Raw genomic sequence first — 16,357 nt, 5'->3', positions numbered from 1 at the left:
CCGGCGGCGACTCCGCTCATCGCGCGGGACGGCCGGGGCGTCCGGCCTGGCCCCCCGCACCCGCCCCGCCCGACGGGGCGGCGCCGACCTGCGGCTGCCGGGCGTCGAACTCGTCGTAGGCGGCGACGATGCGTCCGACCAGCCGATGCCGGACGACGTCGCCCGCGGTGAGGCGGTTGAACGAGATGTCCTCGATGTCCTCGAGGATCCCCTCGATCACCCGCAGGCCGGACTTCTGCCCGCCGGGCAGGTCGACCTGGGTGACGTCGCCGGTGACGACGATCTTTGAGTTGAAGCCGAGGCGGGTCAGGAACATCTTCATCTGCTCCGGCGTGGTGTTCTGCGCCTCGTCGAGGATGATGAAGGAGTCGTTGAGCGTGCGCCCGCGCATGTAGGCCAGCGGCGCCACCTCGACGGTGCCCGCCGCGAGCAGCTTGGGGATCGTCTCGGGGTCGACCATGTCGTGCAGCGCGTCGTACAGCGGCCGCAGGTAGGGGTCGATCTTCTCGCTGAGGGTGCCGGGCAGGAAGCCGAGGCGCTCGCCGGCCTCGACCGCCGGACGGGTGAGGATGATCCGGCTGACCTGCTTCGACTGCAGCGCCTGCACCGCCTTGGCCATCGCCAGGTAGGTCTTGCCGGTGCCCGCGGGCCCGATGCCGAAGGTGATGGTGTTCTGGTCGATCGCCTCGACGTAGCGCTTCTGGTTGAGCGTCTTGGGCCGGATCGAGCGACCGCGGTTGCTCAGGATGTTGAGGCTCAGCACGTCGGCCGGGCGCTCGTTGGTCTCGGCCCGCAGCATCGAGTGCACGCGCTCGACGGTCTCGTTGGTGAGGCCCTGGCCGGTGCGCAGGATGGTGACGAGCTCGTCGAGGAGCCGCTCGGCCAGCGCGATCTCACCCGGCTCGCCCCGCAGCGTGATGCGGTTGCCGCGCACGTGGATCTCGGCGTCGAAGGCGCCCTCGATGATGCCGAGGTACTCGTCGCCCGGCCCGAGGAGGCTCACCATGTCGATGCTGGTCGGCACCGTGACGGTGTGACGGGTGGTCTGGTGGGGCGTGGGGACGCCGCCGGCGGCGGTGGCGTGCGGGTCGGTGCGGGAGTCAGTCATGGATGCCCGGACGGGCGCCTCTCCTTCGACGAGGGCGGACGGCGTCCATGCTACGACTCGCCCGGGAGGCCTCCTGGGGGGTTTGGGCCGCGCCGCCGCCCACCGACCGGCGAGAATGCGATGCGTGGAGGCGAGGAGTGCCCGCGCGGAGGCGCGGTCGGGGGGACGCGGGGTCGCGACGCGGCCCGTCGCGCCGCCCCGGCGTCCGCTCGGCGACCTCGGCGGCGTCCGCACCCTGCTCGTGCTCGGCATGCTCGCCACGCTGCTGGCCGACGCCGTGGTCCGACCCGTGGCGCTCGCGCCCGGCCTGGCGCTCGCGACCCCGCTCGGGGCGGCGGCCCTGGTGGCGGTGCTCGTCGGGCCGCGTCGCCTGCAGGAGGAGCGGGGCCGCGCCCGAGGCCCCCTGGTCTCCGCCCCCGAGCACCTCGTCCGACCCGCGCTCGCGGCCGCGGTCGCCGGCCTCGTGGCGGCCCTCGTCGTCGCCGTCGTCGACCGTCCGGACGACGGGTGGAGCCTGGCCTCGCTCGGCAGCGCCCACGCCGTGGCCCTGCTGCTCGCGGTGACCCCGGTGCTGGCGCGCCGCCGGCAGGAGGTGGCGGCCAGCGGCGAGGAGCTCGCGCTGCAGGTGGTCGCCCTCGGCGCGATGCTCGCGATCCTGCTGCATCCCTCGCAGCACCTGCCGCTCGGCTTCCTGCCGCTCATCGCGGTCGGGTGGGCCACGGTGCGCATGGGCGTGCACGTCGTGGCCGCGGAGCTCGGCATCATGGCGGTCGCGGTCGCGGTCGCCACCCGGCACGGCGCGGGCCCCTTCGCCCACACCGTCGGCGAGGGCCTGAGCGTGGTGCAGCACGAGGTGCTCGCCCAGGCCACCGTGCTGGTGCAGTCGCTGCTCTGCCTGACCCTCACCCTGGCCACCCAGCAGCGCGCCCGGCTGCTGCGGCGGGTGCGGGCCGAGGAGCGGCGCTACCGCCGCAGCTTCGAGCAGTCGGCCGTCGGCCAGCTGCTGCTGCACCCGGAGCACGGCGCGCTCGTCGTCTCCGACCTCAACGAGGCGGCCGTCCGGCTGCTCGGTCGCGCCCGCGAGCAGCTCGTCGCGACCCGCCTCGACCAGCACCTCGAGGGTCGGCGCATCGCGACGGCGCTGGGCCCGGCGCTGCGCGGGGAGATGATGCGGCCCGAGGGGCTGCGACTCCGGGCGGGCGTCGCGGCCCGGCCCGAGCGGCGCGTCGAGATCACCGTCACCCGCATCTCGGGGCCGCAGGAGCCCGACCTCTACGCCGCGCAGCTGCTCGACACCACCGCCGAGAGCGAGGCGCGTCGACGGCTCGAGGACGCCGAGAAGCTCACCAGCGCGACGCTCGACACCACCGCCTGCGTCATCCTCGTCACCGACCTCGACGGCCGGATCGTGCGGGTCAACGCCGCGACCACCGCGCTCACCGGCTACGCCGCGGAGGACCTCGTCGGCGTGCCCCTGTGGCGCACGACCCTCGCGCCCGAGGACGCCTCCGACCTGGAGGCGCTCTTCCTGTGGCCCAACCGCGACGGCACGCCGGTGGTGCGGGAGTCCGACGTCGTCACCCGCTCGGGCGACCGCCACCGTCTGGTATGGACCAGCAACCTGGTGCGCGACGAGCACGGGCTGCCTGCGTACGCGGTGATGACCGGCATCGACATCACCTCCGAGCGCGCCGCGTCCGAGCTGGTCACCCACCTGCTGCAGGCGCCGCTGACCACCGCGCTGGTCGGCATCGACGGCGCCGGGCTGATCACCGTGTTCAACCCCGGCGCCCAGCGGCTGCTGGGCATGGAGGGACGCGATCGCATCGGCCGGCCCTTCGCCGAGCTCTTCGACCCCGCGCAGCTGCTCGAGCGCACGGGCGCCGCCGACCTGCGCGAGGCGGTGACCTTCCTGGCGGCCGTCACCGCCGACGGCCAGGAGCTGCCCGCCCAGGACTGGACGTGGGTGGCGCGCGACGGCTCGCGGCGCGAGGTGTCGATGTCGCTGTCGTTGATCGACCCCGGCTCCGGCCCCGGGTCCGGCTCGCTGCTGTGCGTGGCCCGCGACGTCACCGAGCAGCGACGCAGCCAGCAGGCGCTGCTCGCGGCCCTCGAGCGCGAGCGCACCGCCGTGGAGCGGCTCTCCGCGCTGGACGACGCGAAGAACGAGTTCGTCTCGACCGTCTCCCACGAGCTGCGCACGCCGGTCACCAGCATCCTGGGCTACACGGAGATGCTGCTCGACGGCACGGTCACCGACCCCGACGAGGAGCAGGAGCGGCTGCTGCGGATCATCGCGCGCAACGGCACCCGCCTGATCGACCTGTGCAACGACCTGCTCACCCTCAGCGGCCTCGACGCCGGCACGATCGACTGGCGCGCCGAGGAGGTCGACCTCGCGGCCGTCCTGCGCTCGGCCGCCGAGGCCGTGCGGCCCCTGGTGGCCGGACGCCGCCTGCACTTCGAGGTCGAGGCGGCCTCCCCGGTGGTCGTCGACGGCGACGGCTCGCAGCTCGAGCGAGTGCTGCTGAACCTGCTGTCGAACGCGGTGAAGTTCACCGAGGACGACGGGCTCGTGCACGCCAGCGTCAGCGTCGACGACGACCACGCCGTGGTGACGGTCCGCGACACCGGCATCGGCATCCCGGCCGACGAGCAGGACCGCCTGTTCCAGCGCTTCTTCCGCTCCACGACCGCGCAGCGCCAGGCCATCCAGGGCACGGGCCTGGGCCTCTCGATCGTCCAGGCGATCGTCGAGGCGCACGGCGGCTCGGTGCGGGTGCGCTCGGCGCACCAGGAGGGCAGCACCTTCTCGGTGCGGCTCCCCCTGGCGCGCCGCTGAGCCTCAGGCCCGGTTGACCGCGCTCACGACCGCCTTCAGCGAGGCGGTGACGATGTTGGCGTCGATGCCGACCCCCCACAGCACGCGGTCGCCGATCGAGCACTCGACGTAGGCCGCCGCGTACGCGTCGCCGCCGGCGGAGAGGGCGTGCTCGGCGTAGTCGAGCACCCGCACGTCGAGGTCGTGCTCGAGGGTGTTGAGCGCGTTGACGAACGCCGCGATCGGGCCGTTGCCGGTGCTCTCCAACGTGCGGGGCTCCCCGTCGACGTGCAGGCCGACCGTGAGGGCGTCCTTCTCCCCCGCCGCGGCCGAGGTGTGCACGGAGTCGAGGCGCAGCGGGGCCTCGCGGTCGAGGTACTCGGCGCGGAAGATCTCCCAGATCTGCTCCGGGGTCACCTCGCCGCCCTCGGCGTCGGTGTGCTGCTGGATGACCCGGCTGAACTCGATCTGCGCGCGGCGGGGCAGGTCGAGCTTGTGCTCGGCCTTCAGCACGTACGCGACGCCGCCCTTGCCCGACTGGCTGTTGACCCGGATGACCGCCTCGTAGGAGCGGCCGACGTCCTTCGGGTCGATCGGCAGGTAGGGCACCTCCCAGCGGTGCTGGTCGACCGGGACGCCCGCGTTCGCGGCGTCGCGCTCGAGCGCCTCGAAGCCCTTCTTGATGGCGTCCTGGTGGGAGCCGGAGAAGGCCGTGTAGACGAGGTCGCCGCCGTAGGGGTGGCGCTCGGCGACGGGCAGCTGGTTGCAGTACTCGACCGTGCGCCGCACCTCGTCGATGTCGCTGAAGTCGATCTGCGGGTCGATGCCCTGGGTGAAGAGGTTCAGGCCGAGCGTCACCAGGCAGACGTTGCCGGTGCGCTCGCCGTTGCCGAACAGGCAGCCCTCGATGCGGTCGCCGCCGGCCAGGTAGCCCAGCTCGGCGGCGGCCACGGCGGTGCCGCGGTCGTTGTGCGGGTGCAGCGAGAGCACCACGTGCTCGCGGTGGGCCAGGTGACGGTCCATCCACTCGATGGAGTCGGCGTACACGTTGGGGGTGGCCATCTCGACGGTGGCGGGCAGGTTGATGATGACCGGACGCTCGGCGGTGGGCTCGAAGACCTCGAGCACCGCGTTGCAGACCCGCACCGCGAACTCCAGCTCCGTGCCGGTGTAGCTCTCGGGGCTGTACTCGTAGAAGACGGTGGTCTCGGGGATGGTCTCCTCGTACTTGCGGCACAGCCGCGCGCCCTGGACGGCGATGTCCTCGATGCCGTCCTCGTCGAGGCCGAAGACCACCCGCCGCTGCAGCGTCGAGGTCGAGTTGTAGAGGTGGACGATCGCCTGCCTCGCCCCGCGCAGCGACTCGTAGGTGCGGGCGATCAGCTCCTCGCGGGCCTGGGTGAGCACCTGGATGACGACGTCGTCGGGGATGTGGCCCTCGTCGATGAGCTGGCGCACGAAGTCGAAGTCGGTCTGGCTGGCGCTCGGGAAGCCGACCTCGATCTCCTTGTAGCCCATGGCGACCAGGAGCTTGAACATCTTCAGCTTGCGCGCCGGGCTCATGGGGTCGATCAGCGCCTGGTTGCCGTCGCGCAGGTCGACCGCGCACCAGCGCGGCGCCTCGGTGATGCGGCGGTCGGGCCAGGTGCGGTCGGACAGCACGACCGGGATGAAGGGCTCGTAGCGGCCGAACGGCATGCCCGAGGGCTGCTGCGGGTTGTCGGCCGGGTTGGAACGGATGCTGCTCACGGGACTCTCTCCTGCGGGTGGATGCGATGCCGGCGCACGACGACTCCGCAGCGAGGAGGTCGGCGGATCAGACCTCGCTGCGGCAGCGAAGGAGGAGCAGGCGCATCATGACGGGCTCACCCTAGCCCATGGCCGGTGCTGCGCCGCCGCTGACGCGTCCTCGATCAGTGCGCGGCCTCGTGCCAGCTGCGACCGGTGCCGACGGAGACGTCGAGGGGCACGGCCAGCTGCGCCGCGGCGCCCATCTGCTCGCGCACCAGGGCCTCTAGCGCGTCGCGCTCCCCCGGCGCGACCTCGAGCACGAGCTCGTCGTGCACCTGGAGCAGCAGCCGCGAGCGCAGGCCGTCGGCCTCGATCGCCCGCTGGACGCCGAGCATCGCGATCTTGATCAGGTCGGCGGCCGAGCCCTGGATGGGGGCGTTGAGCGCCATCCGCTCGGCCATCTCGCGGCGTTGACGGTTGTCGCTGGTGAGGTCGGGCAGGTAGCGACGCCGACCCTCGATCGTCTCGGTGAACCCGGTGCGCCGCGCCTCCTCGACGATGCCGCCGAGGTAGTCGCGCACGCCGCCGAAGGTCTCGAAGTAGTCGTCCATCAGGACCCGTGCCTCGGCCGGCTCGATGCCGAGCTGCTGGGAGAGGCCGAAGGCCGAGAGGCCGTAGGCCAGGCCGTAGTTCATCGCCTTGATCTTGGCGCGCTGCTCGACGCCCACGGCGTCGGCCGGCACGTCGAAGACGCGCGAGGCGGTGATCGAGTGGAAGTCGCGGCCCGAGCGGAAGGCCTCGATCAGCAGGGCGTCCTCCGAGAGGTGCGCCATGATCCGCATCTCGATCTGGCTGTAGTCGGCGGTCATCAGCGACTCGTGGCCCTCGCCGACCACGAAGCCCTCGCGGATGCGCCGACCCTCCTCGGTGCGGATCGGGATGTTCTGCAGGTTCGGCTCGGTGGACGAGAGCCGGCCGGTCGCCGCGATCGTCTGGTTGAAGGTCGTGTGGATGCGGCCGTCGGGCGCCACCGACTTCAGCAGCCCCTCGATCGTCTGCCGCAGCCGCGTGACGTCGCGGTGCCGCAGCAGGTGCAGCAGGAACGGGTGCTCGGTCTTGGCGTAGAGCGCCTGGAGGGCGTCGGCGTCGGTCGTGTAGCCGGTCTTGGTGCGCTTGGTCTTGGGCATGTCGAGCTCGTCGAAGAGCACCACCTGCAGCTGCTTGGGCGAGCCGAGGTTGATCTCCTTGCCGATCACCGCGTAGGCCTCCTCGGCCGCGGCACGCACCTCCCCGGCGAAGTGCCCCTCCAGGCCCTCGAGGTAGTCGACGTCGACGGCGATGCCGGTCTGCTCCATGCGGGCCAGCAGGTGCACCAGCGGCAGCTCGACGTCGCGCAGGAGCGCGGTGCCGCCGTGCTCCTCGACGGCGTCCGCGAGCGCGTCCGCGAGGTCGACGACCGCTCGCGCGCGCAGCATCGCGGCCTCGGCGGCGCCGCTGCCGTCAGCGGCTGCGCCGTCGTCCTCGAACAGCGCGGCCTGCTCGGCGTCGGCCTCCTCGCGCAGCTCGCGCCGCAGGTACCGGACGGTGAGGTCGGCGAGGTCGTAGGAGCGCTGGTCGGGGCGCACCAGGTAGGCCGCGAGCGCGGTGTCGCTCGCCAGGCCGTCCAGCGACCAGCCGTGGGCGGCCAGGGCGAGCATCGGCCCCTTGGCGTCGTGCAGCGCCTTCGGCCGCGCCGGATCGGCGAGCCACCCGGCGAGCGCGGCGTCGTCCTCGGGCGTGAGCTCGGCGACGTCGAGGTGGGCCGCGGCGCCGGCCGCGGTGGCCAGCGCGAGCGCCTCGACGCGGCCGGTGCCGGCGCCCCAGCGGCCGAGGACGTGGAGCCCGACGGTCTCGGCCCCGAGGCCGTCGAGGAAGCCGGCGACCTCGCCGGGGCCGAGGCGGCGTCCGGCCAGCTCGAAGCCGCCCTCGGCGACGTCCTCCTCGCTCGAGAGGGTCTCGAAGAGCCGGTCGCGCAGCACGCGGAACTCCAGGGAGTCGAAGAGCGTGTGCACCTCCTGGCGGTCCCACGGCCGCAGGGCGAGGTCGGCGGGGCCGGCGTCGAGGTCGAGATCGCGCACGAGCGCGTTGAGCCGCCGGTTGCGCAGCACGTCGCCGAGGTGTGCGCGCAGGTTGTCGCCGGCCTTGCCGGTGACCTTGTCGGCGTTGACGACGAGGTTCTCCAGGCCGTCGTAGGTGGCCAGCCACTTCGCGGCGGTCTTCGGGCCGACCCCCGGGATGCCCGGGAGGTTGTCGGAGTCCTCGCCCACGAGCGCGGCCAGCTCGGGATAGCGGTGCGGCGCCACGCCGTACTTCGCCTCGACCGCCTCGGGGGTCATGCGCGCCAGGTCGCTGACGCCGCGCATCGGGTAGAGCACCGTGCTGTGCTCGGTGACCAGCTGGAGGGAGTCGCGGTCGCCGGTGAGGACCAGCACGTCCATCTCCTGCTCGAGCGCCTGGGTGACGAGGGTGGCGATGATGTCGTCGGCCTCGTACCCCTCCTTCTTCAGGAACGGGATGCGCAGCGCGTCGAGCACCTCCTCGATGAGCGGCAGCTGGCTGGAGAACTCGCCGGGCGTCTTGTTGCGCTTGGCCTTGTACTCCGCGTACTCCTCCATGCGGAAGGTCTGCCGGCTGACGTCGAAGGCGACCGCCAGGTGGGTCGGCTGCTCGTCGCGCAGCACGTTGATCAGCATCGAGGTGAAGCCGTAGACGGCGTTCGTGTGCTGGCCGGTGCTGGTGGAGAAGTTCTCGACCGGGAGGGCGAAGAACGCCCGGTAGGCCAGCGAGTGGCCGTCAAGGAGCAGCAGGCGGGGACGGCGCGGGTCGGTCACCCGGCGACTCTAGCCAGCGGCGCCGACGGCTAGGTTGCCCCCATGACCGATCAGCCCGTGCCCTCGACCGACGACCTCATCGCGCAGATGGGCGCGCGGATGGGCGCGCTGAACGAGCGGATGGGCATCGAGCTCGTCGAGTGCACGCCCGAGCGGATCGTGGCCACCATGCCCGTCGAGGGCAACACCCAGCCCTATGGCCTGCTGCACGGCGGCGCGTCGGTGGTGCTCGCGGAGACCCTCGGCTCGATCGGCTCCGCGCTGCACGCCCACCCCGACCGGATCGCCGTCGGCGTCGACATCAACGCCACGCACCACCGCTCGGAGGTCGACGGCGTGGTCACCGGCGTGGCCACCCCCGCCCACCTGGGCAAGGCCAGCGCGACCTGGGAGGTCGTCATCAGCAACGCCGCCGGACGACGCGTCTGCACCGCGCGCCTCACCTGCGCGCTGATCCCCGCGGAGAAGCTGGCCCGCTGACTTCGGTCAGGCGCGCTCGTCGAGCTCGGCGGCGCGCCGCATCGAGCGCCGCGCGGCGAGCAGCGACCCCAGCTGGCGGCCGCCGGCGAGCCGCTCGGCCGCCGGGCGCTGCGCCTCGATCTTGGCGCGGACGAGGTGGGTGGGCGCGAGCCGGACGGTGACCTGCGGCCCCAGGCCGAGGCGGGCCATGAACCGGTTGGCGTCGCGGGAGCCGGACGTCGCGCCGGCCAGGACGTGGCCGATGCCGAGCTCCTCGGCGAACGAGACCGCCGCCTCCATGAGGATCCGTCCGACGCCGTGACGCCGGAACGCCGGCAGCACGTGCGGCGAGTAGGCCTGCACCATCGGCTCGAGGTTCAGCGGACCCATGGTGCCGACGCGCAGGAACACCGCGCCGGCCGGCTCGCCGTCGTACTCGGCCAGAAGCACGCGCTGCTCGGGCGAGGCGCACGCCTGCTTGAGGATCACCTCGAGATCGGCGACCTGCTCCTGCCGGTCGGCGCGGCGCAGGGCGTCGCTCCAGAGGTCGGCCAGGAAGGGGGCGTCCTCGACCCGCGCGGTGCGCAGCGAGACCAGTGCACGACTCATCGACCCCGCCTCTCCGGGCCCGGGGGCCCGACCGCAGCGCGCTCCGGCAGCGCGCCCGTGCGGCCGAGACTACGCGGCCTCGTCCGGGCTGTCAGAGGAGTCCCCCACCTCCCGGACGCCCGGCCCCGGCGCGCGGCCCGGCGACGTGCGGGACCCGGGCCGGCCTCGACGACATAACGGTTTCGCAACGACCCCTCGGGGCCGGTTTGCGGCCGGTGCGCGGGTCCTAGCGTGGGCGCACTCACGCCGATGGGGTGCGCTCGCGCCCTGCCTGCGGCCCCCACCACGGAACAGAAAGGTTCCCCACGTGAATCGAAGCAGCAACGCCAGCTGGCTCAAGCTGGTCGCCGGCTCCGCCGTGCTGGGCCTCGCGCTCACCGCCTGCGGCTCCGACAGCGGCAACGACTCGGCCGGCTCCGAGCCGTCCGGCAGCGCGTCGGCGAGCGGCGCCGGCAAGGGCGACGGCACGCTCGTCTACGGCACCCTCCTCCCCCAGACCGGCAGCCTCGCCTTCCTCGGCCCGCCGGAGTTCGCGGGCGTCGACCTCGCGGTCAAGGACATCAACGAGGCCGGCGGCGTGCTCGGCAAGGACGTCAAGAACGTCCAGGGCGACTCCGGCGACACCGACTCCGGCATCGCGCCGGCCGAGACCGACAAGCTCCTCGCCAAGGGCGCGGACGTCATCGTCGGTGCGGCCTCCTCGGGCGTCTCCCTCACCGTCATCGACAAGATCCTGTCGGCCGGCAAGGTGCAGATCTCCCCGGCGAACACCTCGACGGCGTTCGACACCGGCGACTACGCCAAGCCCGACAACTACTTCCGCACCGCGCCGTCCGACATCCTGCAGGGCGCCGTCATGGCCAACCTGCTGATCAAGGACGGTCGCAGCAACGTCGCGATCCTGGCCCGCCAGGACGCCTACGGCGAGACCCTCGCCGGCGAGATCAAGAAGAACCTCGAGAACGCCGGCGCCAAGGTCGCGGACACCGTGTTCTACGGCGAGAAGGCGCAGTCCTACGACTCGCAGGTCAACGAGATCGCGGGCTCCGGCGCCGACGCGCTCGTGCTCGTCGCCTTCGACGAGACCAAGGCGATCATCCCGCAGCTGGTCGCCGCGAAGGCCGGCCCGCAGGACCTGCCCACCTACTTCGTCGACGGCAACACCGCCGCCTACGACAAGTCGGTCGGCAACCTCGAGGGCGTCAAGGGCACCATCCCCGGCGCCGAGGCGACCTCGGACTTCAAGGAGCGGCTGGCCACGGTCAACCCCGACCTGAAGGACTACTCCTACGCGGCGGAGTCCTACGACGCCACCATCATCACCGCGCTCGCGGCCGTCGAGGCCAAGAGCGACGACGGCGAGGCCATCGGCCAGCACGTGGTCGACGTGACCAAGGGCGGCGAGAAGTGCACGACGTTCAAGGACTGCGCCGCCCTGCTGGGCGAGGGCAAGGACATCGACTACGACGGCGTCTCCGGCCCGATCGAGCTCGGTGACACCGGCTCGCCGACCGCGGCGTCCATCGGCATCTACCAGTACGGCGCGGACAACAAGCCGAAGCCCGTCGAGTACATCGCCGGCAACATCTGATCGCTGATCCACCGCACGACACCCCCCGGGCCTCGGCCCGGGGGGTGTCGTCGTCTCCGGGCACCGCAGACGCACGACGGCCCCGGGAGGATCTCCTCCCGGGGCCGTCGCCGTCGATCGTGCCGGTCAGCTCGCCTTCGCGCCGAGCGTGCCGAGGTACAGCTCGATGACCTTGGGGTCGTCGGCCAGCGCCTTGCCCGAGCCCGTGTAGGCGTTGCGGCCCTGGTCGAGCACGTAGCCGCGGTCGCAGATCTGCAGGCAGCGGCGGGCGTTCTGCTCGACCATGATCACCGAGACGCCGGCCTTGTTGATCTTGCGGGTCTGGACGAAGACCTCGTCCTGCATGACCGGCGAGAGGCCCGCGGAGGGCTCGTCGAGCAGCAGCACCGACGGGTTCATCATCAGCGCGCGGCCCATCGCGACCATCTGCCGCTCGCCGCCGGAGAGCGACCCGGCCCGCTGCTTGCGGCGGGTGCCCAGCGTCGGGAACAGGTCGGTGACGAAGTCGAACCGCTGGCTGAAGCTCTTGGGGTCCTGGAAGCACCCCATCTCGAGGTTCTCCTCGATCGTCAGCGACGGGAAGACGTTGTTGGTCTGGGGCACGAAGCCGATGCCCTTGGTGACCAGCTGGTCGGCGCGCTTGTTGGAGATGTCCTCCCCCTCCAGCGTCACCGTGCCCTCGTGGATGCGCACGAGGCCGAAAAGGGCCTTGAGGAAGGTCGACTTGCCGGCGCCGTTGGGGCCGATGATGCCGATCAGCTCGCCGCGGTGGCAGTAGAGGTCGGCCTCGTTGAGGATGTTCACCCCGGGCAGGTAGCCCGCGATGAGCCCGTCGGCGCGCAGCAGCGCGCCCTCGGCCCCGGCGAGGTGCGACTCGCGGCTGTTCTCGCCGGCGGTGTCGGGCTGGCTGGTGCTCACGGGGTGTCCTCCTGCTCGGCCTGGATCTCGGCCTCGACCTCCGCCTCGAGGGCGGCCTCGTCGAGCTCGCTGAGGTCGGTGTCGTGGTGGGCGCCGAGGTAGGCGTCGATGACGCGCTGGTCGGCCATCACCGACTCCGGGGTGCCCTCCGCGACGATCTGCCCCTGGGCCATGACGATCACCCAGTCGCTGATGTCGCGGACCATGTCCATGTCGTGCTCGACGAAGAGCACGGTGCGGCCCTCGTCGCGCAGGGACTTCACGTGCCCCAGCAGCGACTGCTTCAGCGCCGGGTTCACGCCGGCCATCGGCTCGTCGAGCATGATCAGCTCGGGGTCGACCATCAGCGCGCGCGCCATCTCGAGCAGCTTGCGCTGACCGCCGGAGAGCGAGCCGGCGAAGTCCTCGCGCTTGGCGTCGAGCTTGAACCGCGCCAGCAGCTCGTCGGCCTTCGCGGTGATCTCGCTCTCCTGGCCCGACCACAGCGAGCGCAGCGGGGCGCTCCAGAAGCGCTCGCCGCGCTGGCCGGTGGCGCCCAGCCGCATGTTCTCGATGACGGTGAGCTTCGAGAGCACCTTGGTGAGCTGGAAGGTGCGCACCATGCCGAGGCGGGCGACCTTGTAGGCCGAGACCTTGGCCAGGCTGCGGCCGTTGAACGACCAGTCGCCGGTGTCGGGGGCGTCGAAGCCGGTGAGCAGGTTGAACAGCGTCGTCTTGCCGGCGCCGTTCGGGCCGATCAGCGCGGTGATGACGCCGCGCTGGATCTCGATGTGCTCGACGTCGACGGCCTTGAGGCCGCCGAACTGCCGGGTGATCCCCGAGCCGACGATGATCGGGTCGGGCTTCCTCGCGCCGGGATCGGTCGCGACGGTGGCGAGCGCCGCGCGGGCGGCGGACAGGTCAGCGGGCATCGATCGCGATCTCCCTCCGGTCGCCGAAGATCCCCTGGGGTCGGAAGATCATCAGCAGCATCAACGCCAGGCCCGTGACGATGAAGCGCACGAGGCTGGCCTGGGTCCCGTCCATGATCGACGCTGGCAGGATCGGGTCGGTGCCCGACGTCAGCTGACTGAAGAGCTCGCCGAGCCCGGTCAGCAGGAACCAGAAGATGATCGCGCCGACGACGGGTCCGAGGACCCGCGCGGCACCGCCGAGCAGGAGGGCGGTGTAGGCGTAGAAGGTGATGTTCGAGGAGTAGTCCGACGGCACGACCGACGACTGCTTGAGCGCCAGGAAGAGGCCGGCCAGACCGCCGAAGACGCCACCGAGGATGAGCGCCTGCATCTTGTAGGCGAAGACGTTCTTGCCCAGCGAGCGCACGGCGTCCTCGTCCTCGCGGATCGAGCGGAGGACGCGACCCCACGGGCTGCGCATCAGCAGCCAGACGAACAGGCAGCCGAGGGCGACGAGCGTCCAGCCGACCGTGATGTTCCACAGGTCGTCGCGGCTGTACTGCACTACGCCGAGGTCGAGGCCGTCGCGGCCCACGCCGAGCTTCGTGTAGACGTTCAGGCCCTTGTAGGTCTCGGAGTAGCCGTTGAGGCCGTTGGAGCCGCCGAAGACGTCCTTGGTCTCGACGGCGCCGAAGACGAGTCTCAGGATCTCGGCCGCCGCGATCGTCACGATCGCCAGGTAGTCGGCCCGGAGCCGCAGCGTCGGGACGCCGAGGAGCAGGGCGAGGACGACCGGCGCGACGAGCGCCAGGACGACGCCGAGCCAGAAGGGCAGGTCGGCCTGGACGACCGTCACGGCCAGCGCGTAGGCGCTGACGGCCATGAAGCCGGCCTGGCCGAAGTTGAGCAGCCCGGTGTAGCCGAAGTGGATGTTCAGGCCGATGGCCGCGAGCGCGTAGACGATCGCCGACGGCCCGAGGGCCTGGGTCAGCGCGGTGCGCAGGATGTCCAGCAGGTCCATGGTTGTCTCCTCACCCGATCCGCTCGCGGCGGCCCAGGATGCCCTGGGGACGGACCAGCAGGACGAGGATGAGCACGATCAGCGCGCCCACCTCCTTGATCGACGACGGGACGCCGAAGAGCGGGCCGACCTCGACCATCAGGCCGATCACCATCGATCCGATCAGCGCGCCCCAGATGGTGCCGAGACCGCCGAGCGTCACGGCGGCGAAGACGAGCAGCAGCAGCTTGAAGCCCATCAGGAAGTTGATCTGGCTGTTCACGCCCAGCAGCACGCCCGCGAGGCCCGAGAGAAGGGTGCCGAGGATCCAGGCGTTGCGGATGACGCCGTCGACCCGCAGGCCGGACGACGCGGCGAGCGCCGGGTTGTCGGAGACCGCGCGCATCGCCTTGCCGAACCGCGTGGTCATCATCGCGACGCAGACCACCGTGATCGCGACGATCGCGATCAGGAGGATCGCGACCTCCTTGTCGGCGAGCCGGATGAACCCGTAGTCGCGGCGGGCCTGGTTGGTGTAGTCGCTGAAGGGCTTGGTCTCGCTGGAGAAGAGGTACTGGTAGACGTAGCGCAGGAAGATGCCCAGGCCGATCGAGACGATCATCATCGCGATCAGGCCGGTGCCGCGCTTGCGCAGCGGCCGCCAGAGCACGGCGTCCTGGAGCCAGCCGAAGGCGCCCGAGAGGATCACCGCGATGACGCCGGCCACGATCACCGGCAGCCCGATCGTCACGTTGAACAGGTAGGCGACCAGCGCGCCGAAGGTGATCAGCTCGCCGTGGGCGAAGTTGGTGAGGCCCGTGGTGCCGAAGATCAGCGAGAGGCCCAGCGCGGCCAGCGCGACGATCAGGCCGAACTTCACGCCCGAGACGATGCTGTCGGAGAGCTTGTCGCCGAAGCCCGTGGTGGCCTTGGCCTGGACGCCGATCGGGAAGGCCGCGAAGTTGTTCGGGCCGTCGAGGCGCACCGCGACGGTCACCGAGTCGGCCGTGCCGTCGCCGAGCGCGATGCCCTCGGGCAGCGTCTTCTCGTCGAGCGTGACCTTGTAGGTGGCCTTCGCGGGCACCGCGATGATCGCGCGGCCCTTGGCGTCGGTGACGCCCGAGCCGACCGCGTTGCCCGCCTCGTCGGTGACGTTGAGCGTCACGCCCGGGATCGGCTTGGCGGTGCCGTCGGCGGCCTTGTCGGACTGGTTCGTCAGCAGGACGTTGATCGCGGTGCCGGTGGTCGGCGCGGTCGACGCCGACGGCGAGGCGCTCGGGCTCGCGCCCGGCGTCGCGTCGGCGGCGTGCGCGGCGACCGGCAGCAGGATCGCCGCCAGCACGGCCATCAGTGCCATGAATCGAGCCACGGGTGCCCTTCCTGTCGTGAGCCTCCGAGGGGCATCCCCCCGGACGGGCTGCGGCGTACTCTAGGGGCGCGTCGCCGTCCCGACAGGCGGACGGGCGGATCGACACGAAACGGTTACCAGACCGCGACGGCCGGTCCAGACGGGCTCGGCCCGCGCGCGCTCCAGGCGGCCGTCAGCCGGCGAGACCGGGGCCGTGCTCGACGACGCCCTCGGCCACCTGCCGCATCGAGAGCCGCAGGTCCATTGCGGTCTTCTGGATCCAGCGGAACGCCTCCGGCTCGGACAGGCCGAGCTGCTGCTGCAGGATGCCCTTCGCTCGCTCGACGGCCTTGCGGGTCTCGAGCCGGTCGGCGAGATCGGCCACCTCGCCCTCCAGCGCCCGGACCTCCGCGAACCGGCTGACGGCCATCTCGATGGCGGGCACGAGGTCGGTGGCCGAGAACGGCTTGACCAGGTAGGCCATGGCGCCCGCGTCGCGGGCCCGCTCGACCAGGTCGCGCTGGGAGAACGCGGTGAGGATGACCACGGGGGCGATCCGCTGCCGCGCGATCTCCTCGGCCGCGGCGATGCCGTCGAGCACGGGCATCTTGACGTCGAGGATGACGAGGTCGGGACGGTGGGCCTCGGCGAGCTCGATCGCGGTGCGCCCGTCGCCGGCCTGGCCGACCACCTCGTAGCCCTGCTCGGTGAGCATCTCGGCGAGGTCCATGCGGATCAGCACCTCGTCCTCGGCGATGACGACGGTGCGGGTGCTCCCCTGCGCGGACTGGCTCACGGGCGACAGGCTAGCCGCCCGCGACCGCCGCGACCGGCGGTCGGCGGCGGGCTGACCGACTCCACGGCGCGCGTCCCCGCTGGGGTAGCCTCCGACGCGGTCCGCCCCGGTAGCCCAACGGCAGAGGCAACGGTCTCAAACACCGTCCAGTGTCGGTTCGAATCCGACCCGGGGCACCGGCACCCCGCGAGCGGTCCCCCCGGGGACGGCCGG

The 16,357-nt window shown here is 71.9% G+C and carries 12 protein-coding genes and 1 tRNA gene; 4 read left to right on the top strand and 9 right to left on the bottom strand.

The annotated features are described in order from the left end of the window. Positions 1-16: 16 nt before the first annotated feature. On the bottom strand, positions 17-1,006 hold the full coding sequence (locus K8Z61_RS02720; RefSeq protein ID WP_224127594.1) for a PhoH family protein: 990 nt from the start codon (positions 1,004-1,006) through the stop codon (positions 17-19). Positions 1,007-1,232: 226 nt separating this feature from the next. Here K8Z61_RS02720 and K8Z61_RS02715 point away from each other — a divergent pair, with 226 nt between their 5' ends. Beyond that, the gene (locus K8Z61_RS02715; protein WP_224126521.1) at positions 1,233-3,950 is read left to right on the top strand and encodes an ATP-binding protein; all 2,718 of its coding nucleotides are present in this window, start codon (positions 1,233-1,235) and stop codon (positions 3,948-3,950) included. Positions 3,951-3,953: 3 nt separating this feature from the next. Here the strand turns inward: K8Z61_RS02715 and leuA are convergent, their stop codons facing one another. Together leuA and polA are read right to left on the bottom strand one after the other, a co-directional pair. Next, entirely contained in the window at positions 3,954-5,627 is a 1,674-nt protein-coding gene (gene leuA, locus K8Z61_RS02710) for a 2-isopropylmalate synthase (protein WP_224127593.1), read from the bottom strand. 215 nt (positions 5,628-5,842) lie between these two features. Then, complete coding sequence (gene polA, locus K8Z61_RS02705; RefSeq protein ID WP_224126520.1) at positions 5,843-8,530, bottom strand: DNA polymerase I; 2,688 nt, start codon at positions 8,528-8,530, stop codon at positions 5,843-5,845. A 42-nt stretch (positions 8,531-8,572) separates the two neighbouring features. Between polA and K8Z61_RS02700 the strand changes: the two genes are divergently transcribed. Continuing rightward, positions 8,573-9,010: a hotdog fold thioesterase gene (locus tag K8Z61_RS02700; protein WP_224126519.1), complete on the top strand. Its 438-nt coding sequence runs from the start codon at positions 8,573-8,575 to the stop codon at positions 9,008-9,010. A 6-nt stretch (positions 9,011-9,016) separates the two neighbouring features. On the opposite strand, the gene K8Z61_RS02695 is transcribed toward K8Z61_RS02700, so the two are convergent. Continuing rightward, the gene (locus K8Z61_RS02695) at positions 9,017-9,598 is read right to left on the bottom strand and encodes a GNAT family N-acetyltransferase (protein WP_224126518.1); all 582 of its coding nucleotides are present in this window, start codon (positions 9,596-9,598) and stop codon (positions 9,017-9,019) included. Between the two features lie 307 nt (positions 9,599-9,905). Here K8Z61_RS02695 and K8Z61_RS02690 point away from each other — a divergent pair, with 307 nt between their 5' ends. Next, complete coding sequence (locus K8Z61_RS02690; RefSeq protein WP_224126517.1) at positions 9,906-11,189, top strand: ABC transporter substrate-binding protein; 1,284 nt, start codon at positions 9,906-9,908, stop codon at positions 11,187-11,189. A 126-nt stretch (positions 11,190-11,315) separates the two neighbouring features. Here K8Z61_RS02690 and K8Z61_RS02685 read toward each other — a convergent pair whose 3' ends face one another. The 5 genes from K8Z61_RS02685 to K8Z61_RS02665 form a co-directional block, all read right to left on the bottom strand. Next, entirely contained in the window at positions 11,316-12,107 is a 792-nt protein-coding gene (locus K8Z61_RS02685) for an ABC transporter ATP-binding protein (RefSeq protein ID WP_224126516.1), read from the bottom strand. After that, the gene (locus tag K8Z61_RS02680) at positions 12,104-13,018 is read right to left on the bottom strand and encodes an ABC transporter ATP-binding protein (RefSeq protein ID WP_224126515.1); all 915 of its coding nucleotides are present in this window, start codon (positions 13,016-13,018) and stop codon (positions 12,104-12,106) included. Before K8Z61_RS02680 ends, K8Z61_RS02685 begins: the two co-directional genes overlap by 4 nt. Beyond that, a complete protein-coding gene (locus tag K8Z61_RS02675) occupies positions 13,008-14,021 on the bottom strand; it encodes a branched-chain amino acid ABC transporter permease (RefSeq protein ID WP_224126514.1) in 1,014 nt (337 codons plus the stop codon). Before K8Z61_RS02675 ends, K8Z61_RS02680 begins: the two co-directional genes overlap by 11 nt. A 10-nt stretch (positions 14,022-14,031) precedes the next feature. Continuing rightward, positions 14,032-15,357 (bottom strand): ABC transporter permease subunit, encoded by a 1,326-nt coding sequence (locus K8Z61_RS02670; protein WP_224126513.1) that lies wholly within the window; start codon positions 15,355-15,357, stop codon positions 14,032-14,034. A 184-nt stretch (positions 15,358-15,541) separates the two neighbouring features. Then, positions 15,542-16,144: an ANTAR domain-containing response regulator gene (locus K8Z61_RS02665; RefSeq protein ID WP_224126512.1), complete on the bottom strand. Its 603-nt coding sequence runs from the start codon at positions 16,142-16,144 to the stop codon at positions 15,542-15,544. 103 nt (positions 16,145-16,247) lie between these two features. Here K8Z61_RS02665 and K8Z61_RS02660 point away from each other — a divergent pair. Beyond that, a tRNA-Leu gene (locus tag K8Z61_RS02660) sits at positions 16,248-16,320 on the top strand. Positions 16,321-16,357 lie beyond the last annotated feature (37 nt).

It is taken from the genome of Nocardioides sp. TRM66260-LWL, from assembly GCF_020075545.1.
Classification (GTDB): Bacteria; Actinomycetota; Actinomycetes; order Propionibacteriales; family Nocardioidaceae; genus Nocardioides.
This window is presented reverse-complemented; position numbering and strand designations above follow the sequence as displayed.